Below are 23,718 nucleotides of genomic sequence, written 5' to 3'. Positions count from 1 at the left end.
CATATTGTTAAGCCGGTGTTACTGATGGATGAAATCAGTCTCTAACTAACAGAAAAATAAACAAAAATGAGAATAAACTCGAAGAAGTAAAATTTTTTGTTACCGAAGCGTTAACAATCAATATGCGTCAGACAGGCACAAAATGGGTGGAAAAGAAGCAGAAAAGAAACAGAAAAAATAAAGATGCGGAGCGGGAAATGAAATAAGGCAGCCTGCGTGAAAGTTTATCCGCAGGCCAGGAAATCAGCAGATCCACAGTTGTTCAGCTTGTTCTGAAGCCTGCGCAATCAGCCAGGCTGTCATGGCAGATACCAGCGCGTCCTGATTGGCAAGAGGGAAAGCACAGATATCGCTGATTAAAGTGACGTCCGGACAGTCCGGGTGAGAAAAAATCATGCCGCAGGCCGCTGGTTTACCCTGATAAAAACCGACATATAAGCGAGCCGGGCTGTCGTCATCCAGCATGATTTGGGTCAGGAATTCAACCATGGCTTCAGATTCCTGATCTGCCCACTGACTGGCCGAAACCATCGCGTAACGAATGGTCAGCGGGTGACAGTCAACCGGATAGAAACTGAGCAGTTCAGTCTGAGCAAGCGACGGTGCGTCCTGAATCTGAGTGGCATTTCGTTCAGCCTGAGCGGCTTCATAGATGGCAAGACCTTGCTGGCTGAGCGGAGTAGGGAATTCCGCATCAAGGATATGACTGGCCATCCAGGCGTTTTTCAGCGTAATTAATTGTGTGACTTGAGGCTGCATATTTATGGCTTCATCTGGACTCAGCCCCCAACCATACAGGAAAGCCGCTGAAGAAGGTATTCCAAATTGCTGAAATGCGTTCAATTCATCGCCGTTAATGTTGTCATGAGGCTGCTGAAAGCGCCGTGTCATCAGTGTTTATCAAAGTAATCTTTGTTTCGGATGTATTTGTGCATGTAATGGTAGGTAATGGGCCGCAACAGCCAGCTGAGCAGTGATTTATACAGCCTGACCGGGGTAGAAATGTTGTCGTAAATCTTTTCATTATGAAGCCAGAGCATTTTGCCGACGTGCCAGTGCAGACAGGGAATTGGCGGCAGAAAGGTCACTATATCCAGATCGCAGCAGATCCGGTAGGTGCAGTGGTGATAACTGTATGCACGTTTGAAGCTCCAGAATCCGGCGGCGGGCTGGCCAAAGGTTACCACGCGTTTCATCGCATCAGGATGCTCAAGACCCAGCCGTTCCGCGGTCAGTACAGCCATCGCGCCTCCGGATGAGTGACCGGTCAACGACACGCGTTTCCCTTCAAGGATTAACGGCAGCAGCGTGGCCCGGATTTGCTGATAAATAGACTCCCCCTGAAAATGCCGGGTATCCGCAGCCTGCAGGTAGTCAATGGCTTGTGATGTCGACATGGCAGGATTTGGCTGGCTGTATGGATTGTCTTCAAGCTTGCTGTTCTGTTCCAGCAGATAATGGTAGCCCCAGTGCACATGATATGGCTTTCCCCGGCCCGGTAATTTCTTCGGAAAGCAGGCAAAATTGAGTAACCAGTCCCACAGGTTCTGGGAGCCTTTGAAAACCACGATGACTTCTTTTTTCTCCTCACTCCAGAGGATGCGGATGATGGTGCGTCCCCAGCGATCGGTGATGTCCCGGCGTCCTTCAATGTCGAAACCATACTGAGTGTGATCAAAGTCAGACGGGTAGGCCAGCCGGCAAAGAATGGCATAGCGCTCATACTGATAGCGTTTAAGTTTCTTCATACAGACCGGAAAGAGGCCCCTGTTAATGCTTTGTCCTCCCTTCAGGGTATCGGGGCAATATCGCAAATTCATGACAGTCTGTCTTTTCACGCGCTGTGAGTTCACTGTGATGCATATGTCCGGCATGTAAAAACACCTGTAAATTCATGTGATAAAGCGTTGTGATGCTTGTTTTTTGTTCAAGATACTGTCATTTTGAGGTGGTAAACTATGCGCATCTGGCATTGTGTGACAGGCGTGCTATGTTGTTTTTGGCATACTCCCCTTTGTGGGGCTCACAAGGACAATTGCGATTGAGAAGCCAATCTTAGGAGAATGACTGATGGAAAACGGTTTGCAAAAGGCTTTGGAACAACAGTGGTCTTCGCCGGTCTTTGACCCGAATGCTTATTTAAATCCCGTGGGAACCTGGATGCAGGTACACCGGATCTGGGAATCGATAGCGGCGAAACATTATAAAGAAGCGACGCAGGACAGTTACGAAACGACGCTCAAGAAGATAGAAGAAGCCGATAAAGTCCTGAACCAAAAAATACAGCAGACCAAAGAACAAGGACTGGTTTTTCCTTTCGACATGATGCAACTGGCGAGCGACAACCTGGTGGCCGGCTGGAATGCTGTGACCGGGCAACATGATGACAACAGTCTGAGTGAGCAGTATGTCGAGCTGGAAGATGCCTTAGCGAAGAAAGCCGTCGAGTGTGAGAAAGCACTGAAGGCGAAGCAAACGGCGCAGCGTAATCTCCGTAAAACCAAGACCGAACTGGATGCCAGCGATGAAAAAGTGAAGGCATTAAATGAAGAACTCCGTTCAGCCAGAACCGCGCTGGAAACTGAGAAGAAAGCAGTGCAACAGCAACAGGCCGGATGGCAGGCAGAGAAGAAAGAGCTGATTGCTCAGAATGAACTGCTGAAAAAGCAATTGGCTGAATTACAGAAGAAACAGACTGCAGCCACGAAAATTTCTGATGCGTCCTGATTGAAGGATGTACAGATGTGACGAAAAGCGCCGAAAGGCGCTTTTCGTGTTTATACGGATAAAAAAGCAACCGAACAGGCACTCAGGAGCAGAAATCGGGGGAAAACTCCATCCTGTCCGGTTGCAGAATGAAACCGGCAACACTTGGCTAAGTCTCTCATTCTAAGCAGAAATGTACTGCGTCAGCCCAATTGTGCTGGTTTCATGACATGATAATTTAGACTAAAATAGGGAAACAAAAAATTGAACAATTCCTATTTAAAGGTTCCTCTTTTTTATGAGTGGTCAGCGCCTCAAAACCCAGTTCCAACGTCTTTATACCCATTTTTCCGGACAGGACAGTGATACCAACCTTCAGGACATTTCTGAGGTGCTTTTCTGTACCCGCAGGAATGTGCGCATGGTCATCAATAAGATGGTGGAAAAAGGCTGGATAGACTGGGAACCGGCGATAGGGCGGGGCAAGCAGTCACGGCTGGTGTTTCACAGCACAGATACTGAGTTGCAATACAACCATGCCCGAAAACTGGTTGCAGACGGCAAGCTGGAACCCGCACTGGAAGCTTTGGGACATGATGCGAACCGGCTGGCACAACTGATTCAGGAACAGCTGGGCCTGACCACTCAGAAAGGCCGTCAGATTGTGCGCGTGCCGTATTACCGAGCGTTTACCAACCTGAATCCGCTCCGGCCGCTGCGGCGTTCAGAGCAGCATCTGGTGCGGCAGATTTTCAACGGTCTGACACGCATAAATGAGGCAAAAGAGGAAGTCGAGGGGGATCTGGCGCATCACTGGGAAGCTTTCTCCCCGCGTCACTGGCGTTTTTATCTGCGTCCGGCGGTTCGTTTTCATGACGGCAGTCTGCTGGAAAGCAAAGATGTGCTGGTGAGTCTTGAAAGGCTGAAGTCGCATCGGCTGTTTCGTCATCTGGAAAATATCAGCTCACCGTTTCCGAATACCATCGATATCCGCCTCAGTCATGATGACAGGCGATTGCCGGATCTGCTGGCAAATATCATGGCCGTAATTCAGCCGGCTGAGCTGGATACGGCCAAAGAAGCAGAGCTGTTCCCGATCGGGACCGGCGCTTACAAGGTGGTGCAGAACGATAAACAGCGGCTGACGCTGGAAGCGTTTGATCAGTATTTCGGATTCCGGGCGCTGATCGATGTGGTTGAGATTTGGATCCTGACTGGCGTCACAGCCTGTTATCTGCAGCCGAGTACGGACCGGGTTGCCACGCAAATCAAGGAAGTCTCAGAGCGTCTGACTTTAGATGAGGGGTGTAACTACCTGCTGCTGAACCGGGTGAACGGTCTTGCCAGCGATCCGCAATGGCAAGCCTATTTCCAGAATCGTCTGGGCCCGGTTCAACTGTTGTCCCGCATGAATCCGGCTGAAATCGGAGAGATGCGTCTGATTAATGCTTATGGCATGTTGCCGGGCTGGACGGACACGAATTCGGTTTCAGCCCATGTTGATGTGCCCGCAAAACGGATGGTCACGCTGGCGTTTGCCCAGGATCATCCGGTTTATCATGAAGTTGCCCGGGCGATTGAACGTATTCTTGCAGAAGATGGGATTCGGCTGAAAGTCATGGAAATCAGCAATACGGATGTGCTGACAGGCAAATACGCAGACAAGATTGATATCTGGCTCAACGGCATGAGCATGAGTAACCACAGAGATGATGCGTTTCTTGCCTGGTTCTACAGTTTTGACCACATTGCGCGGGTCATGCCTGAAGCAGAATTTGAAGCGCTGGATCAGCAGGTGATGCATTGGCGGGCATTCGCGGAGCAAAGCTGTCCCAGTCATGATATCGGTTCTGTGCTGGTACGCAGCGGGCAGATTATTCCGCTCTTTCATGCCTGGCTTGGGGTTTACAGTGCGGGGCCGGTACAGGGGATGGAACCTAATTCTATGGGGTGGTTTGATTTTAAATCGGTCTGGTTAAAGCCAGGGCTGGAATCTTAAGCCCTGGCTGAGAGATAGGATTACTGCGTGCTTTCGGGGGCGTCTTTGTCGTCGCGGGGATCCCATTCCTGATCATTGAACCAACGGCCAATCGGGCGCCAGACAGTGTCTATCATCGACTTATACCAAGGCGCCTTTTCAGATGCTTCCGCCGCCAGAATAGGCTGAACCGTGATCAGTGAGTCAGACAGATACCATTCAACTTTTCCAACCTGTTGTCCTTTAGCCACCGGTGCTTCCAGGTTGGAATTATAAAACACTTTGTGGTCGAGACTTTTTCGCTGGCGGCGGGGAACGGTGATTACCCCGCCATCGCCTAGTTCCACCTGAACATTGGATGGAGAGCCGTACCAGACTTTGGCTTTTTTCAGCGTATTTTTGTCGAAATTGGGGGCGAGATCCTGATAGAAGCGGAAACCCCAGGTCAGCAATTTTTTGCTTTCGTTGCGCCGTGCATTGACATCTTTCGTGCCAAGTACCACGGCGATTAACCGGAAGCCATCCTGCGATGCGGATGACACCAGGCTGTATCCCGCTTCTTTGGTATAACCAGTTTTGACACCATCGGCATTGAGGCTGGTATCCCAGAGTAAGGGGTTCCGGTTGCCTTGTTTTATTTTGTTGAATGTAAAAGATTTTTCCTTAAATAATCCATACATCTCAGGTAAATCATGAATGAAGGCGCGGGTCAGCAGCGCCATGTCATAAGCTGTTGTTGCCTGCTCGTCACTGTCCAGTCCGTGCGGGGTTGTGAAGTAAGTTCTTTGCATCCCGAGTCTTTCTGCTTCGCGATTCATCATTTCAATAAACGCGGCGGTATGTCCGGCCACATGCTCGGCCAGCGCGACTGTTGCGTCATTCCCGGATGAAATGATCACGCCGTGGTTTAAATCATCCACGGTGACTTCATCGCCAACATTGAGGAACATTTTGGAGGAGCCGGGAAATTTTTGTCCCCAGGCGTTTTCACTGATGACGACTTTATCGTCACCGTGAATATGACCGGCTTTTAACTCTTTACCGACCACATAGCTGGTCATGATCTTCACAAGGCTGGCAGGCGCATGCGCTTGATTCTGATTGCTGCCTGCGATCACCTGACCGGATTGGTAACTCATTAAAACCCATGCATCTGCTGCGATTTCTGGCGGGCTTGGCATGAGCGTGTCTTCAGCCGAGGCAGGGGTAATCAGGGAAAAGTACAGACTGATAGTCCAGTACAACAAAACAGGTCTAAGCAGTGTTTTCATCATAATCCAGTATCCCAGTTCAGAAGAGGCCAGGTTACTTTCAGCTTAGTAAAAACTCTGTTCATGAGGATAATTTTTACCCTGAACCTCGTCTCCCTGTGAGTAAGTGTATTGTCAATTGCCTGTTTTCATTTTTGTTTCATCCCGGACTGCTAATTTGACTTAGTTATCAAAAAGATGACATCGAATGCGTAAATTTGTTCAAAAACCGGGAGTTGTGTGCAATTTTATCCCTCCCTTTTCAATTAACAATAATTTAACATCGATACAGGGATGACTTATGAAACAAGCGATATTGCCGCTGATTGGTCTGATCACGCTGAGTGTACACAGTGTGGCATTTGCACAGGTTAGCAATGGTGATTTTGAACTCTGGTCCAACGGGAGTCCGGACAGCTGGACAACGACAGACTCAGGGATCCAGGTTACTGAAACCAGCAGTCAGCTTCATTCAGGAAACCTCGCCGCTGCGATTACGGTCAATACCGGCACGCAAAGTGAGACCGACTTTCGACAGACTGTCAGTGTAACCAGCGGCGAAAGTTATGACTTCAGTGTGTGGGTTTATCATACGGAAGGTGGTGTTGCCGCCCGGCTGTATGTGGATGGGTATCAGGGATATTCCATACCGTCTAAAACGGGTGCGTGGCAACAACTCAGCTATCGTTACACGGCAACCAGCACAGGCAGCATAGAGGTTGGGTTACGTTTCTACGACCAGTCCGGTTTTGATGGATCTGAAGTGGTCTATGTGGATCAGTTTGAGCCGACGGTGAGCAGTGCGCCATCCGAGGGTGGTGATTCGGGTAGCGGTAATAGCGGGGAGGGTGACCCGGACGGGAACGACTCCGGAGGTGGGCTGAGTGATCTGTCCAGCTATTATCAAACCGCAGCGGGTCTGACCGGATATTCACTGAAAACTGCGCTTTATCAGATTATCCGGAATCACAGTGCGCAAAGTTACAGTGATCTGTGGTCTTTCTATACGGCTTATGATCTGGATAAAACCTACGAAAAAGACGGCACCATTCTGGATATTTATTCGGAAAATCCTTCCGGGGCCGATGCCTATCATTTTGTACCTGGTAATCATCAGTGCGGTACCTATCGCGGCGAGGGGGAATGTTATAACCGGGAGCATGCTTTTCCGCGGAGCTGGTTTGGCGGGGCGATCGCGCCGATGAATACGGATGTTCACCATATCTTCCCGACAGACGGGTACGTGAACTCGAAACGCAGCAGCTACCCTTATGGTGAAGTCGGCAATGCGGCTTTTACTTCAGCAAACGGGTCGAAGCTGGGTGTGGCTGCATCCGGTCTGGGGTATTCAGGGACAGTGTTTGAGCCCGTTGATGCCTTTAAAGGTGATGTCGCCCGGGCCTATTTTTATATGGCGACCCGCTATCAGAATGTCATTTCCGGTTGGGAAACGGACAGTTCCTATGGTGATGCGGTACTGGATGGCAGTTCTGATCAGGTCTTTGAAGGCTGGTTCCTGGCCCTGTTACTGAAATGGCATCAGGAGGATCCGGTGAGTCAGGAAGAGCGGGATCGCAACGAATCAGCCTATCTTTTCCAGGGGAACCGTAATCCTTTCGTAGATTACCCTGCATTTGTGACTGAAATCTGGGGAAAATAATTCATATCTCTCAGGGGCCGGAATGGCCCCTTTTTTTTGTACTTTTCTGTGCCCGGATGCCTGTCACCGTCGGCGTGCTGCATTCGTCAAATCTGATATCCCGATGGATCCGGTGCCGTAAAGTCCGGGTGATGCTTGGTGAGACATTTCAGATTTTTTCAGGAATTTCATCGCATTATTGCTGAGGTGAGCCACACTGTATGTAAACAATACAGTGCGTTGTATGTTGAGCTTGTTGTCTCAGGGAGTCGAGAATGCGTGTGAAACTGCCTTTTTTTGTCTTCATTTTCTTTGTAATGATTTTGCCATTCACAGCGGAAGCCGGTACAGGTGAGTCCGGGCTGGATTTAACACAGACAACCATGGGTTATCTGGCTGTTCTCATCTTCGTCGTTGCTTATGGCTTAGTCATGGCGGAGGAATATCTTCAGCTTCGCAAGTCAAAGCCTATGCTGCTGGCAGCCGGTGTGATCTGGATTCTGGTCGGCTGGGCCTACAAACAAAATGACATGATAGAAGTGGCGCATGTGGCGCTGGATCATAACCTGCTGGAATATGCGGAACTGATGCTCTTTCTGCTGGTGGCAATGACTTATATTAACGCGATGGATGAGCGGCGATTGTTTGATGGTCTGCAGGCCTGGATGGTGAGCAAGGGCTTTCACTTCAAGTCTTTGTTCTGGATGACCGGGTTGCTGGCTTTTTTCATTTCGCCGGTTGCAGATAACCTGACCACAGCTTTACTGATGTGTGCGGTTGTCATGAAAGTCGGGGGCGACAACACACGTTTTATCAACCTTGCCTGCATTAATATTGTGGTCGCAGCGAACGCCGGTGGCGCTTTCAGTCCCTTCGGGGATATTACAACGCTGATGGTCTGGCAGGCCGGACTGGTCCGATTCTCCCAGTTTTTTGAACTGTTTATCCCAGCCCTGGTGAACTTCATGGTTCCAGCGCTGATCATGTCGTTTTTTGTGCCGGGCACCAAACCCGAGACGACCAGTGAGTTTGTTGAACTGAAACGCGGGGCAAAACGGATTGTTTTACTTTTCCTGCTGACAATACTGACGGCAGTTGTCTTTCATACCTATCTGCACTATCCGCCCGTGATGGGGATGATGATGGGGATGGCATATTTGTCTTTGTTCGCTTATTTCCTGCAAAAGACGCTGCCTCGTTCGCTGGAGAAAAAACGGGCGAAAGCCATTGCGAATAATGATCATGCAGCGTTGGACCGTTTAGGTTCTGTGGTGCCCTTTGATGTCTTCCGTCGTATCTCAATGGCAGAGTGGGACACATTGCTGTTTTTCTATGGTGTGGTTATGTGCGTGGGCGGGTTAAGTCTGCTGGGGTATCTCAGCGTTGCATCGCATGTGCTGTATACCCAGTGGGATCCGGTCTGGGCCAATATCATGGTGGGTGTGATGTCTGCCATTGTCGATAATATCCCGGTGATGTTTGCTGTGCTGACCATGAATCCGGATATGGCTGTTGGAAACTGGCTGCTGGTGACACTGACTGCCGGTGTCGGCGGGAGTCTGCTCTCGATTGGTTCTGCTGCAGGCGTTGCGTTGATGGGCGCGGCACACGGGAAATACACCTTTTTCGGACACTTGAAGTGGGCACCAGCGGTTGCATTGGGTTACATCTTAAGTATTGCCGTTCATCTGGCGATGAATGCCGCGGAGTTCGGATAAACAAGACTATCAATACAACCATTACAAGCAGGATAAGCAAGATAAACAAAAAACAGGGCTGATGTGATATCAGCCCTGTTGGGTTGAGGTTCTTTTAAGTTTCGAAGAAAACCTCAGCTGCTTTTACAGGTTGCCGTAATATCCAGTTCCGGGTTTTTGGCTGTGGTTTCTACGCCATAAAAACCAATCAGGGTATGGAAGAAATTGTCCTGAGAAAAATGTCTGGACGTTGCCAGTTTAGACAGACAGTTCTTATCAATACCTTTTGCTTTTGCATATTGGTCCGGAATCCACATCAGCCAGGGAACGGTTGTTTGCTCTCTTGGCGCGATGGTGTACGGCGTACCGTGTAAATACAAGCCATTTTCACCCAGCGATTCTCCATGGTCAGAAATATACATCAGGGCGACATTGTATTTGTCCTGATAATGCTTCAGCTTTTGAATGAGCTTTGACAGGAAGAAATCAGTATACGCAATGGTGTTGTCGTACGTGTTCCGAATTTCTGCATCTGAACATTTTTCAATATCTTTGCTGTTACAGGCCGGAGTGAAACGTGCCATTGACTCCGGATACCGTTGAAAATAGGTTGGACCATGGCTTCCAATGGTATGAATCGTGATCAGCTTGTTTCCCTGACGTGCAGTAATTTCTTTATCGAAATGGGTGAGCAGTGCTTCATCGTGGCAGGTTTCACCATTACAGAATGAACTCTCCTCAGTCGGATCAAGACTGATTTTTTCGAAATTCTTGGCAACACCTTTATCACCGCCATCATTATCTTTCCAGAGCAATGTGACACCTGCGCGGCCAATGATATCCATGACGTTATCCTGATTATTGGCTTTGCTTTTTTTGTAGTCGGAACGATTCATGTTGGAAAACATGCAAGGCACTGAAACTGCTGTCGCTGTGCCGCATGAAGAGACCTGTTGAAACGAAATCAGGCCCATATCTGCGGTATAGGGATTTGTATCACGCTTATAACCGTTGTAACTGAAGTTCATTCCGCGGGCCGTTTCACCCAGTACCACAACAACCAGGGTGTCTTTCTTGTTTTTCGCAGGCAGCAGCTTGGCATCTTCACCCAGCGGGCGATATGGTTCCGGGGTCGTAAAATAGTTCCGGTTAATGTACTTAAAGGTATTGTAGGCGTGCGCAGGGTTGATCATTTTATTCAGATACGAATTATTCCTGCCGACAGCGGCGTAATCTTTATAAAAAAACATGGCAATCAAGCCGAGGCCAATGAAGGCTGCCAGCACTAAGACGACTCGTTTCAGGATTTCTTTGAAAATACTTTTCGAGTAAATGATATCCGTCATTAAAACCAGTATGGCCGGCAATATCCCGAAGAAAATCAGATAAAACAAAGAGCTGCCATTCAGATAAGAACTGGCTTCACTGGTGTTGGTTTCAAAGATATTTTCGATCATGCCATAGTCAAACATGACCCTGAATTTCATTGCCGCATAGAAGGCTAATGAAGATGTAATCAATAATAAAATACTGACAGGTTTGAAAATAAAAGGCTGGCACAGCATGGAAAAAATAATGACAAAACTAAAAAACAGCAGACAGGGCGAACTGATGATGAAAGGTGTCAGATGATAGCCAGTTACCTGATAAATCTTTGAGATCACAGGCATATTCAAGATGAAAGCATAATACACTGACATGAGCAGGATAAACCCGTTCATCGTCAGTGTAATTCTTGTTTTGAAAACATTTTTTATTATGTTTGGCATAAGTTAATTATTGTGATGCGGACAATGAATGCACTATGACGATTAATTCTTAAGAGATGCTTAAGAATTGTATATGGACTTGTCACATTTCGGTAATAAAAGCTTTCAGTTTTGATCAATACAATTTCTTAAGCGTTTCTTAAGACACAGCATGAATACTGCAGAAATGATTTCGATGAATCCTCAACAGGAGCGAACATGGTTACTCAACAGCAATCCGATATTCTCTGGGATCGCTTTGTCCGATTTATTCATTGGTCCGTCGCAGCACTCTTCTTCACCAATTATGTGTTCACGAAGGAAGGGGGAGCAACTCATGAGTGGGTTGGTTATGTCATGGTGTTGCTGATTCTGTTGCGTTTACTGTGGGGAACCCGGGTGACAGGGGCAGCAAGGTTGAGCAGTTTTGTGCCTTCAGTCAGTAAGGCCCGGGAACATATCAGTACCCTGTGGGAAACCGGAAAAGATGACCATCACGGGCATAACCCTTTAGGTGCCTTCATGGTTTGGTTCTTATGGGGTGCACTGGTGCTTTGTACTTTGAGTGGCTGGGCAGCTCACGAAAAGCTGTTTAATGCAAAGAAACTGTTTAAAGAAGTTCATGAATTTCTGGTCAATCTGACGTTGTTTGCAGTGATCTTCCATGTCTTTGCTGTTGTCATGATGAGCAAGCTGACGGGCAATCAGTATCTGAAAGGGATGCTGACCGGCCGGCGGGGTCAAAAATAAGACGGAACCTGCCGCAATGGAAATCCTTGCGGCAGGTTTCATTTTATAACGCGGCTTTTAATGCCGAGATGAAGTCGTCAATATCATCCCGGCTCACATCGAGATGGGTGACCAGACGCATCGGGTGGCCAGTACTGATCAGGATGCCTTGGTTTTTCAGGGTTTCAGCCAGTGCGGTTTGATTGATGTGGCTGTCCACCTTGGCAAATAAAATGTTGGTTTCGACGAATTCAGGTTTCGTGCTGAACCCGGGGACGGTATTGAGCTGCGCTGCAAGATAGCGGGCGTTCTCATGGTCTTCCCGTAACCGGGTTGCATTTTCCTGAATCGCGATTTTAGCAGCAGCTGCCAGAATACCCGCCTGACGCATGCCACCGCCCAGCATTTTTCGCCAGCGTATCGCTTTTTGGATCAGGGCTTGATCACCAAGCAGCAGTGAACCGACGGGTGCGCCGAGTCCTTTGGACAGGCAGATGGTGAAAGAGTCGAAATACTTCACGATTTCAGTGATATCGACGTCCAGCGCTGCGGCAGCATTGTAGACCCGGGCACCATCAAGATGAAGCGCCAGATTGTGCTGGTCTACGAAAGCACGGGCTTCAGCCAGATAGGACAGGGGAAGTACTTTACCGTTGATTGTATTTTCCAGGCTCAGGAGCCGGGTACGGGCAAAGTGGAGATCGTCCGGCTTGATCGCTGCTTCAAGTTTGCTGAACGGAATGGTTCCGTCCGGATCATTTTCGACAGGCTGTGGCTGGATCGAACCCAGAACAGCCGCACCGCCACCTTCGAATCTGTAGTTGTGTGCTTGCTGTCCGCAAAGATATTCGTCGCCGCGCTCACAGTGGCACAGGAGTGCCAGCAGGTTGGCTTGTGTGCCTGAACTGCAAAACAAAGCCGCTTCAAACCCGTGTCGTTCGGCTGCCCATTGTTCCAAATCGTTGATGCTTGGATCGTCACCATAAACATCATCACCGACAGGGGCATTTGCCATGGCCTGGCGCATGGCATCAGATGGACGGGTGACGGTATCGGAACGAAAATCAATGTAGGGTTTGGATGTGTCGGTATGGCTGGTGGTCATCATGTTTTTCCAGATCGTTGCACCATTCAAGGTGCGTTTTTCGAGGTTGTTCACTATATATACCACGAAAAATAAACGATGCATGCGAAATCAGGTAATTGACTGATATTGAATTGATTTTCAGGTGATTTGAACTAGTGTTGTGCATATAAATGTGAATATTGAGTCAGATAAATACTCATAAGATTTCATATTTTATTCTTCAGAAGTGAACAGGAACCTTGTCAATGCGTATGGATACGGAACACCAGGGCAATAACTTCCCACCTTACTTTTATCTGGCGGCTTCGATTATTGTCGCCATCATCATGATAGGCGTCAGCCTGTATTTTCGGCCGCTATTACCCATTGATGAAACCCGGTATGCGTCTGTCGCCTGGGAAATGTGGCATGGCGGCGACTGGCTGGTGCCTCATAAAAATGGTTTACCTTATGCGCATAAACCCCCGGTGTTATTTTGGCTGATCAATCTCAGCTGGATGATCTTTGGCGTGAACGACTTTGCGACCCGCATGATTGTTCCCTTAGTAGCCTGCGGTAACTTCTTCCTGATTTATCAATTGGGAAAACGACTGTATGGTAAGCACTCACAGGCTGCTGAATTTTCGCCTCTGGTATTGCTGAGTTTCGCAACGCTTGCGTTGTATCTGCCTATGTCCTTTTTCGATATGTTGCTGACTGTCTTTCTGTTAAGCGCTGTGATTTGTCTGCTGAAGTCTGCACAGGAAAACAAGATCAAGTGGGGAGCGGTCGCGGGCTTCTGGGCAGGCATCGGGGTGCTGGTGAAAGGCCCGGTGATCTTGGCTTATTTATTTCCCTTATTCGTTTCCTATCCCTATTGGCGGCAGGATGGCTGGCTGTCGAATCGAAAATGGCTGGTTGGTTGTTTGCTCAGTATCATCATGACAGCTGTGGTCGCTCTGCTTTGGGCAATTCCGGCAGCCATGCAAGGCGGTGAAGAATATGCTCAGGCCATTTTCTGGGGACAGACTGCGGGCAGAGTCTCAGAGTCTTTTGCACATGCCCGGCCATTTTACTGGTATGTATTGTTTCTGCCGGTACTGACATTGCCCTGGTTGTTTTTTCTGGGCTGCTGGCGTAGCCGGATTTTCAGCCAGTTGAGTCAGGCAGATAAATTTTGCTTAAGCTGGCTGGTGCTGACGGTGCTTTTATTCAGTTGTTTCAGTGGTAAGCAACCTCATTATCTGTTGCCGGTTTTCCCTGCAATGGCGGTCTTCCTGGCTGCAAAGCTGAATCTGAAACTGTTCGGCAAAGAGCCTTTGCTTGCTTTGCTGCTGCTGATATTAGCGATTGCGATGTTCAGCGGCCCATGGTGGATTGGTGCGGCATTTAAAGCGGCTCAAAATCCGGAAGTTCACCCGTTCTGGGGGCTGGTACCGTTATTTTTGGCCGTGGTCGCCATCAAACCTGCAGTCTTTCAGAAATTCAGATTACCCGTTCTTATGCTGGCCGTTCCGGTCAGTATTTATGCGCTGCTGCCGTTTGTATCGCCGGTTATTTTTCAGCTTTATGATCTCAGTGAACTGGCACAACAACTGAAGAAAAAACAAACCGAGGGGCATGTGGTTGCCATCTCCGGAAATTATCATGGGCAGTACCAGTATCTGGGTCGTTTAGAAGAACCACTGGTGGTCATTGGCGATAAAAATACAGAAGAGTATCTGTGGTTAGCACAGCATCCCAATGCCTGGGCTGTGATTGCAACCAGAAATGTCGACACTTACATCGAGCAGCATGCTGTACAGATATGGCCTTACCGAGGCAGAAAAAACGTATTGATTTCAGCGGCAGACTTATTTCAATGGCCCGACTGGAAACTGTATACACCTGTTATCGATCAAAAGCTGACGGAAAAGAAGGTCGCCGTTAATTCTGAGCTCGAATAAGGAAAGAGCACCCTGGAAAAATACAGCGCATAAAAAAATCCGGGTATACACCCGGATTTTTCAACTCAGACGGATTCAGCGATTTCGATTCACGGAATCAAAACCTGAGGGTCAGTCCTGATCGTACTGATCACCAAACACGTCCCGATAAGAACGGCGCGGCGAATCAATATTCGGCTCTTTCACGATCCATTCCGGCATGTACAGCGTCTCGATCTGCGGTTCCAATCCCCAGCGGTGATAGGCGAGTGATGCCAGGCCAGTGATCGTCATCGCGAACCAGTTTTGCGCATCAAAAGCATGATGCTGGCTGAAATAGGTCTTGTGATCTTCTAGTGCAGCCTGAAGCTTTTCGGGATAAGCTGTTTCCCGGTTCGGGCTGTACATGGCGTGAATGAGCGGAATCAGGGGCAAGAATTTGTAATTTACCGCTTCCTGCCGTGCTTCATGGCCGACACATTCAGGCTTGAACACTTTTTCTGCTGCATCGACCAGCAAAGCGTTCATGTCTGCGTCAGGGTACAGAATTCCTTTCAGCAGGCTAAGCATGGCTTTATCAAATTCACGATTTGAAGGCCCGTTTTGCCTTGCATCCAGATCAATGTGCGCTTCATTCAGTTCACACAATTCATAGGCGCCCGAATAATCCTGAAGAATCAAACAGCAGGCAAACACCAGCACCCAGTTATCCAAGTTTAGTCGGAAGTCTGTAGGTTTACCCACGCCTTCATATTCGTATTGGTTAATACTGAAGGGGACAAACTCTCCCTGATTAAACACCAGACGGTAATACGCCAGACCGTGATCCCGGAATGATTTTAAAAACCATTCAATTTGGTCTTTAGGTGCCTGTTTGACTACAAGGCTACCAAGAATATCAAGAAGGGATTCTTGTTTAATGCCAAGGATATTTTGATGTCCTTCTGGTGCTATTCCTTCTAGGGCTTCTGAAGGCATATCCCTTGCAATTAAAGGTTCCAGCCAGGAATTTAAACGATCGCTAACATCAACATCAGCAGATATTTTATCCAGAATATGATGGCTGAGAGCGTTGTTCTTATTCAAAAGCGTCTTCCTTATAATCCACAGTAGTTCCATTGGCTTTCAGTGAGCCATCTGGGTTCAGTTTGGTATTTACATCATTGAGTTTCATGTGCAGCCATGTGATGAATTGGAACGGCGAGCGAAAGAATCCGGGCCTGAAACAGGCCCGGTTGTTCAGGTGAGATTAATCGTGAAATGAAACGTCGGTGACAGGGAATGCTAACTGCGAGGCTGCAAAGTCTGCCCAACGCTGTTTCATCTTAGCCAACCATTGTTCCGGATTGGCGATTGCGACGGGTTGGATCGAGAAAATCATCAGTTTTCCGGGTTTGTCCCCTTCGACATCACAAACAACTGCGCCGCTGACGGATTTGGCGACTTCTCTCTCTTCCACTTCATCACCTAAGCGGAACAGATGTGGCATATCGGGTTGCTGTTTTATCCAACGCAACGCGTTCAGCCAGATCGGGTGCCAGTCTTCAACGGGTTCCTCTGTTGTCAGTGACAATGTGATATTTTTCTCCTCAAAGGGTGGGCGAGGGGAAATTTCAGGAAAAGCTTCTTCATAGGAAGGAAACTCGCCTTTCACAAGCCACAAGGGCATATAACCACTTTCTATGTTGGGTTCCAGATCATAATTATCATAGGCATAAGCCGCCAAGCCTGTAATACACAGAGCAATGTAGCCTTTGGTATCGAAGTCTGCATTCGCAAATTCGTATTGCCTCTGAGCAATTTCGGTATAGTACTTTTTATGGCATTCCAGCGCGAAGCGTAACTTTTCCGGATATTTGGTCGCCCGGTCATCCCTGTGAATCGCTATCAATAATTCCGCCAAAGGTAGGTAAAGATAGTTAAACATATCCTGTGCGGCACTGCCGCCAACATACTCTGGTGATGAGTAGGTCACCATGTCCCGGATACGGTCATGAATATCGATATCCTCGGTGATCCAAAATGCCCGGAATAGGCGGAAAAGTACCCGGCGGACATCGTTATGACCCCCCGTTGCATCTGGATCGCTGGGATCCCAAATGTCGATATCTGACTCCTCAATGTCCAGCAGCATCCGTCCTTGCTGGAATGGATCACGGAGAATGAAAGTGACGGCGAATGCATCCAGCCATTCTGAAGTTGAAATCAGACGCTTTCCTTCATAGGGCCAGAACACTGGTAAGTCTTGAAACCAGCCATGGTAACCACGCTCTTTTTGAGTATAAGGGCCAAGGTTGATCGCCAGAATTTGTGCGCAATCGTATAGCGGACGAATAACGTCCTGACGTTCCTTGCCAAGCAGGAGCGCATGAGCAAAATGAGCGAAAAACATGCCCGTGCTTGGTATGCCCCTTATGGTACCTTTATGAAGCGCTCTGTAAGTGCTCAGGCAAAGCTGCTGCTCATCTTCTAGGAGTTCTTCCACAAAATCACGAGGACGACGCTCTGAGCCAATGACCACGTGACTGTTAATTTTTTCCATATTATCCTCTTAAATTACGTTGTAATCAGTCACAGATACTTTCGTCGGTTTGCCTGTTTGCGTATCTAAATGCTGTCTGACAACTTTGTATTCTATTATTGCATTCTTATCATTCAGCAGACTCATGGTCTTTCTATATTCATGTTTTGTTGTTGCATCAAGCGTGGAACCGTTGATGTCATACCATTTCTTCATGGAAGCAACGACACTCTCAAAATACTCTTTCGTTCCCTGTTGTACGCGTTGACCATTCAAGCCTATCCGAGAGCCTAACTGAGAGTCGCCACCCTTCGCTTCAATGATCACGATTTTACCATCAGGCTGATGCCAGATCTGGTCGAATTGCCCGCGTTTGTCGTTAGAGCCAGGATAGTGAGACATCAGGCGTGTAGCCCCATTTTGAACTTGGGTTGCTTCACCAGCCATTTCACCCATCGCTTCAGAGTAAATTTTTTGCTTCGCACGGTAATAGTTGATTTTATCTGAATCTATCCAGTTTTCAGATTCTTGTTTTGCTTTTTGACGAAGGTCAGAAAAACAGTCAAAGTCGCAGTTATCAATCGATTGTCCGTCTAACCCGCGGGTTGGCTTGGTTAGCCCGCTATAATTGACGCTGACATCGTCCTGCTTGCCAATTGACTTCGCTTTAATATCTACCTGTTTGGATGTTGCTGAACGAACCCAGCTACCATCCGCACTAATTGCACCGGCTTCACGCATTTCAAGCCAACGTTCGAATGTGAGAGAGCCGTGAGGATAAGTTTTCTGATAGTTATCAAACTCAGGAAGTTTATCTGCATGCTTGGCATTGCTTGCATCGAAGCCTTTCAACCGGCGTTGCTCTTTGGCAGAGAGGTCGCCAGCCATGACTTTCTTGAGATAATCAATCTCAGAAGCAAGCATATGGTTGCCTTGCTTGGAGAGGTTCTCCGAGGCAATCTCCAAGAGTTCTTCGATTTTGAGTTTATTCAGCGCATCTGAAATTTTTTCACCGGCTTTGACTATTTTCAGACCTTTCCCAACGGTCATATCAATTCCTGCGTCAATCAAAGCAGTGATCAGAACTTCTTTCGCTTTTTCCGTATCCCCACGACGAATCAGATCAACGAAGACTTCAACATCTTCGCTAAATTCGTAGACGCTGTATACCAGTAATGCCGCATTCACCGCCCAGAACAATGCCGGTATAAATAATGCGTTGTTTTGAGCGGCATTCCCGCTGGTATAAATCGCTTGATCAACATCACCGCCGAAGGCAAAGACAGTGATACCTGCGGCTAATTTAGAGATATCAACCCCTAGATTCTTCAGTCGAATCAGTGCCAGGTATTGCTGTTGCTGATAGGCTTCCAGTTCCTGTACTGATTTTGCATTTTGACCAGCTTTCAGTAGTTTCAGTTGTTCATTAATATAATTTTTCGTCTCTTTCTCAATGGCTTCCAGCTCGGCGCGTTTGTGTTTGGCAATGAATTCACCAATTACGGCACCGCCAGCACCAGAGTAACAGCCTGTTTTCACAGTATCTGAATTACCGCCGCTGATGGCTGTGTTTGCACCGGCCAGTGCACATCCGAGTGCTGCGTGCGCGATGTATTGAGTGGCTGCGCTAATATCCGGATTCTTCGGCAAATTATTTTCACCGCGTTCACCGGCAGCAATGCCAATTTTATTCGCCAGCGTTTGACCAATTTGCTGAATAGATGAGGTCGCAATATTCTGTAGGAATGCATCACCAAACTCAGAGAAACTGTGGCCTTGAATCAGGGCAGGAACAGCCGCATTAACGGTTGAGGTGATCATGATATTTTGAGCTTGAGCGAGTGTGCCTAAATTCTCACCCTGAGCAAGCCAGCCCAGTGAATTGATTTCAGACAGAACGCCTGCGGTAACCATGGATGTGGCTAAGTTTTTCAGGCTGTCAGAAGACGTGACTTGTTCAAATGTCGCGGAAATATCACCGCCATTCGCCAGCATACTTGCTGTGACCTGATTGAGGAGCGTCGTTGCCGCAGCATTGACGGCAGAAGCCATCAGGCCGGTTCCCCCCATGACGGTTAAACCTGCACCACCGGTTGCGGCCGCAATGGCGACAGCCAGAATCGCCATGGCCGCAGGTGTCAGACCACTTTGGTCGTAATTCCACTGTTCCATGGCAAGTTCAATTTCCTGCCATTGCGTGGTTAGGTTCGGGTCATTCCTGAGGTCTTGCAGCCACTGATATTCAGGTGATTTCGCCAGATTGGCGATGGTTTCATCAATGTTATCCGGGTTACCGGCATACTGGATGTTGATCCCATTCGCAGCATCGAGCATTAAGCCGCCTTTGGCAATGAACTCATTGTAATAGGCGGTTTCACGATAATGCCCGCGGCCTTTAAAGCGGAAGGAGAGGGCACCTTCATAGGATTCTTCCAAACTGTACTGATCAAGTTGTTTTGCCAGTTCAAGATTGATTTGTCCATTTGGTGCGACGAGTTTAGCGACGCCAAGGCTTGAAACAGAGACGGCGCGTAAAGTGATATCTCCCATCATGGTATTGAGAACAACACTGTTGCCGCCTTTCAGCACAGAGCGAAGAATCTCTGCTTTCTGGTAGGATTCTGAATAAGATTCATCTGAACCAAAGAGACCCCCCGTCGAAGATTTGAAACTCTTTTCACCGGCCTGGAGGTTTTCGGCAGGAATGATATGGATGCCCATGCCTGCAAGTAATTCCAGGATCCCTTCACTTTCAACAATGGCTCCCTGAGAGATGATTTCATTCTTTGCAACAATCGAGAGGATATCAACAGCAGATAGCTGTGTTTGCAGATTCACCAGAGACTGACTCGAATCTGTCCACTTCTTCCCGGATTGTGCATGTTGCTGACGAACTTGCTGCGTTAATAGCTGAACACTGCCACCGGCATTGATGTGGAGGGTCCCTTGTGAGTCAAACTGACCGCCTTTGCTGATAACATCGCCAGCAGTACTCAGGTTGAGTGAATTTAACCCGGTGATCTTGGCGAGATTACTGGCTAATTCAGAGAATCCGTATTCATAGTCGTGGCGGTAGACTAAAGTTTCATTTTTAATTGCATTCGCAATCAGCTTTGTATCACGACCCTGAATAGTGCCGGAATAGTTTTCAATGTTATTCCCAGCCTGAATCTTCAGACTTTCCTGAGCTTTCACATTACCTTTGTTGTTGATGAAGTCCTGCTTGGTTTGAATGAACAGGTTTCGTCTGGCGATGACCTCACCACCATTAACCGTGAAAGTACCTGTATTGACAACACCATTGCCAACGCTAAACGTCGTTTTATCGACTTTATTGGTCGCAATGGTTGTTTTCGACAGGTAAACAAAAGGAATAACGACTTTTTTTCCGGTTGATAATGTTCTGAACTCTGGCCAGATGACATCACTGGAAATGCTGTCAATTTGCGCTGAGTTCAAGTTTTGGCCAAAGGTGTAACCTTTTTCCTTCATCAGGATCACAGCATTGTCATACAACGACCTGATCATGTCATTGTAATTGTCATAGTCACCTTCACCGACAATATAACTTCGGTTCAGGAGCTGGTTGAGCTGAAGGCGAACAATATCGCGTTCAACAAAAGGTGTGCCGATAAATAAAGGCTTTGGAGGTGCGGCAGGAATTATTGTTGTGATCTCACCTACACCAATGGGTACCCATTTCATATCACTAAATTGTTTCGGATATTTTGATGCTGCTAGTTGGTAGAAATAACCGAAGCCATCAAAAATATCAGCGAGTGGTGACATGAACACTTCTTCATAAAGGTGATCTGAGACCCGGCTGGTTAACTGGTAGCGCGCAGATGAATCCAGCGCTGACTGGAGCTTATTGACATCTCTGGTTAGCTGAATATTTGCATAAGCCGGAAAAGCCAGTTGCATCGGAATCACCCAGGTTAAAACAGATGCAGTTGCTTTTCTCCAGACCGGTGTTTTTTCAGTCTTCACAAGTGTGGAATGTTTTTTATCGTTCATTTTTATTGTCATCCCTGATTATTTTCCGAAAGTGATATTACCGGTCAAGACTTTGCCGTTCGCGACATTGATGTTGGCTTTGTTCACATCAAAAAGGGCGGGAAATTGGCCTGCGGTTTCATTTTTGACCAGTTGCTGTGATGTTGTTGTCCACCGTTCTGTTTTGCGTTTGATGCATGCACCTAACACACGTCGGGAACAATAGCGACGAGAATGATGCGTTACCGTTTTTTTCACAATTTTTTCATTTAAAGCTAAACCCAGTGATTTGATTTCACTTAGTTTCCCATTCAATTGTCCCCAAACTTCAACATTGCTGGCTTCATTGAAAAATTTATCTCCATTGAAGGTGATATTACCTGCGACAAGGATTCGGGCAACAGGGGAAAGTGAAGATACATATTGAGTTGTTACTTTCTCAGTAATTGTAGTATTGGTTTGGCATTCTTTTTTATATCTCTTCTTCAAAATGATTTTTGTGAGAGTGATATCGGTTATTTTTTTGATTTTTTGAAGTAGTTCTGGGCAATGTTTTGGTGGGGTGAATGGAATTTCCCGTGTGTATCGGTGTGTCAAACCTTTAATGTAGTAACGCTGATTGTAAATTATTGGAGTGTCAATTGACATATTTCCATTCAACACCTCGACAACGCCAGAACCATTTTTAAATGAGTTTTTTGCTTGAATGACAAGTGAGTTTTCAGCAGAAATTGAGACCGTGTTTGAATCTGTGATTTCCATTTTTACTTCAGGCTCATCATACCCAGATCGTTGTTTGATGTATGGGTTTGAATTAATGATTTCTGGCGCATTTAATGAGATGTTAAAACCAAAGATACTTGCCTTTCTTTCTTCAAGCTCCCAGTCTTGGATGATGTTACTACCTGTACAGCTATTGATGAAGCTTTTAACTAGCCCAACACCACTACCAAGTTGAACTGTATCACTTTTGATATGTGCGTTTCGAAAGCTGTCGAGTGGTTTACAGAACCAAGGTTTGAGAATACCATTGATAATTGAATTACTACTACTTAATGCGACATTGCTTCCGATAAACAAACCTTGACTATTGTTATTAATATAACTAATACCATTAACGTAAAGAGATTCAAGTGCAAATAATTCACCACCTGAATTGTTGACCATGTTCGCTGCAACTTTGATATTGTCTGCAAAAATCAGTCCTTTCATTAAGAGTGAATTCTCAGAGGAAATTTCAATGTTTCCTGCTTTAATACTGTAATCTTTGTACTCCTCTCTAGGAATGATAGATATATTGCTTGCTTCCAGGATCACATTTGATTTCGTCAGCAGTTTATTTTCATTGAGTGTTAGAGAACCAAATGACTTAATATGAATATTTCCACCGGGAATCACGGTTATATCGTGATAGGTATTCACAAGGGATATGTCACCTAAGGTTGTGATATTACCTTGCAACGTGGCACTTGTATTTAAACTTGTCGTCTGAATCAGGACATTCCCGGCTGTAATATCCCCTTGAATTTTTAGAGCACTATCAGTCTGGCTCGCATTGGTGATGTTGATATCACCGCTTTCATATGACAGCTCAGTATTTCCTGTAATTAATTGAAGGTTGCCTTGTGAAGCAAGCCGATTTCCTGTCGATGGCGCGACATCATAGCCACCTGTTGAGTTTTTATTGACACGGGTGAAGGTATTTATTTCACCAAGGACGTTGATACTATTCGCAAATAAATCAACAAAGACAGCATCCTGGGTTTTCAAACCAGACCCAACAATATCTAAAAGCCCTTCTTGCGTTTTGATGCTTGTCAGATTGCCTTGATTAAAAGAAGGAATACCAGTTGCCAGCACAACACGCTTGGCATTTTTGAATTCGCAGGAATCGCAGATAAGTCCGGAAGGGCTGGCAATGATGATATCGCTCGGTGGCCCCAGCACTTCGACTTTACTGATCGCTAACGGTTTAGCAGAAGTGTTCTGGATGACTGTCGCTTGGGCAGGTTTGTTTTTAACGCCTTTATTGATGATGGGATTATTTACTAGTAATAGACGTTTGACTGTTTTTCCATCAGTGGCAACTTGTACATGGGCTGTGCCATCAGAGCTTAAAGATCCCATAAAGACAAGTGTTTCATCATTCTGAAGATCTGAATACTTCGATGAAACGATTTTGGTATTGGTTGAGGTCAGTGATGCAAACGTAATCGTGGGCAATAAAAAAATTGAAGTGAGCATCAGGGCTGATGACCACAAAATTCTGAATCTTCGTGTCATGATATTTATATAACCTAAATTAATTTATGCTTTTTTGGTATGTGTTGATTGAAGGTTAACCAGCTGGAATTTAGATATTACTCCCATTTTAGTGAAAATGAGTGAATATTACTCGTCGGAAATCTGATGTGCAAGATAATTCACTTGTGTGGGGATGGTTTTTCTATTTTTGATTCACTC

Annotated in this window: 15 protein-coding genes; 6 read left to right on the top strand and 9 right to left on the bottom strand. The window is 46.9% G+C overall.

Features of this window, described 5'->3' with window-relative positions:
- Positions 1–243: 243 nt before the first annotated feature.
- On the bottom strand, positions 244–759 hold the full coding sequence (locus SPK40_RS08520) for a hypothetical protein (protein WP_330960149.1): 516 nt from the start codon (positions 757–759) through the stop codon (positions 244–246).
- 131 nt (positions 760–890) lie between these two features.
- Positions 891–1,748, bottom strand: coding sequence for a lipase family protein (locus SPK40_RS08515; RefSeq protein WP_330960148.1), 858 nt, complete (start codon positions 1,746–1,748; stop codon positions 891–893).
- A 322-nt stretch (positions 1,749–2,070) separates the two neighbouring features.
- On the opposite strand from SPK40_RS08515, the gene SPK40_RS08510 reads away from it, so the two are divergent.
- Together SPK40_RS08510 and sgrR are read left to right on the top strand one after the other, a co-directional pair.
- Positions 2,071–2,727: a hypothetical protein gene (locus SPK40_RS08510; RefSeq protein WP_330960147.1), complete on the top strand. Its 657-nt coding sequence runs from the start codon at positions 2,071–2,073 to the stop codon at positions 2,725–2,727.
- Between the two features lie 277 nt (positions 2,728–3,004).
- On the top strand, positions 3,005–4,705 hold the full coding sequence (gene sgrR / locus SPK40_RS08505) for an HTH-type transcriptional regulator SgrR (RefSeq protein ID WP_330960146.1): 1,701 nt from the start codon (positions 3,005–3,007) through the stop codon (positions 4,703–4,705).
- Between the two features lie 20 nt (positions 4,706–4,725).
- Here sgrR and SPK40_RS08500 read toward each other — a convergent pair whose 3' ends face one another.
- Entirely contained in the window at positions 4,726–5,958 is a 1,233-nt protein-coding gene (locus SPK40_RS08500; RefSeq protein ID WP_330960145.1) for a D-alanyl-D-alanine carboxypeptidase family protein, read from the bottom strand.
- A gap of 277 nt (positions 5,959–6,235) precedes the next feature.
- Between SPK40_RS08500 and SPK40_RS08495 the strand changes: the two genes are divergently transcribed.
- Positions 6,236–7,594, top strand: a complete 1,359-nt coding sequence (locus tag SPK40_RS08495; RefSeq protein WP_330960144.1) for an endonuclease — start codon at positions 6,236–6,238, stop codon at positions 7,592–7,594.
- Between the two features lie 296 nt (positions 7,595–7,890).
- Positions 7,891–9,291, top strand: a complete 1,401-nt coding sequence (gene nhaD, locus SPK40_RS08490; protein WP_371929443.1) for a sodium:proton antiporter NhaD — start codon at positions 7,891–7,893, stop codon at positions 9,289–9,291.
- Positions 9,292–9,404: 113 nt separating this feature from the next.
- Here the strand turns inward: nhaD and SPK40_RS08485 are convergent, their stop codons facing one another.
- The gene (locus SPK40_RS08485) at positions 9,405–10,991 is read right to left on the bottom strand and encodes a phosphoethanolamine transferase (protein WP_330960143.1); all 1,587 of its coding nucleotides are present in this window, start codon (positions 10,989–10,991) and stop codon (positions 9,405–9,407) included.
- 246 nt (positions 10,992–11,237) lie between these two features.
- On the opposite strand from SPK40_RS08485, the gene SPK40_RS08480 reads away from it, so the two are divergent.
- Entirely contained in the window at positions 11,238–11,768 is a 531-nt protein-coding gene (locus tag SPK40_RS08480) for a cytochrome b/b6 domain-containing protein (RefSeq protein ID WP_330960142.1), read from the top strand.
- 43 nt (positions 11,769–11,811) lie between these two features.
- Here SPK40_RS08480 and ltaE read toward each other — a convergent pair whose 3' ends face one another.
- Positions 11,812–12,816: a low-specificity L-threonine aldolase gene (gene ltaE / locus SPK40_RS08475; protein WP_330960365.1), complete on the bottom strand. Its 1,005-nt coding sequence runs from the start codon at positions 12,814–12,816 to the stop codon at positions 11,812–11,814.
- 263 nt (positions 12,817–13,079) lie between these two features.
- Between ltaE and SPK40_RS08470 the strand changes: the two genes are divergently transcribed.
- Positions 13,080–14,759 (top strand): ArnT family glycosyltransferase, encoded by a 1,680-nt coding sequence (locus SPK40_RS08470; protein WP_330960141.1) that lies wholly within the window; start codon positions 13,080–13,082, stop codon positions 14,757–14,759.
- Between the two features lie 111 nt (positions 14,760–14,870).
- Here the strand turns inward: SPK40_RS08470 and SPK40_RS08465 are convergent, their stop codons facing one another.
- The 4 genes from SPK40_RS08465 to SPK40_RS08450 all read right to left on the bottom strand — a co-directional run bounded on the left by SPK40_RS08465 (position 14,871) and on the right by SPK40_RS08450 (position 23,499).
- Positions 14,871–15,824 (bottom strand): Imm49 family immunity protein, encoded by a 954-nt coding sequence (locus SPK40_RS08465; protein WP_330960140.1) that lies wholly within the window; start codon positions 15,822–15,824, stop codon positions 14,871–14,873.
- A gap of 163 nt (positions 15,825–15,987) precedes the next feature.
- Positions 15,988–17,280 (bottom strand): Imm49 family immunity protein, encoded by a 1,293-nt coding sequence (locus tag SPK40_RS08460; protein ID WP_330960139.1) that lies wholly within the window; start codon positions 17,278–17,280, stop codon positions 15,988–15,990.
- A 9-nt stretch (positions 17,281–17,289) separates the two neighbouring features.
- Positions 17,290–21,276, bottom strand: coding sequence for a DUF637 domain-containing protein (locus tag SPK40_RS08455; RefSeq protein WP_330960138.1), 3,987 nt, complete (start codon positions 21,274–21,276; stop codon positions 17,290–17,292).
- An 18-nt stretch (positions 21,277–21,294) separates the two neighbouring features.
- Positions 21,295–23,499 carry a two-partner secretion domain-containing protein gene (locus SPK40_RS08450; RefSeq protein WP_330960137.1) on the bottom strand — a complete coding sequence of 735 codons (2,205 nt, stop codon included), beginning with the start codon at positions 23,497–23,499 and terminating at the stop codon, positions 21,295–21,297.
- Positions 23,500–23,718: the final 219 nt, after the last annotated feature.

Origin of the sequence: Photobacterium sp. 53610 (assembly GCF_036409375.1) — a bacterium.
GTDB lineage: Bacteria > Pseudomonadota > Gammaproteobacteria > Enterobacterales > Vibrionaceae > Photobacterium.
The sequence above is the reverse complement of the archived record's forward strand: the minus strand, read 5'-3'. Positions and strand labels throughout refer to the sequence as shown.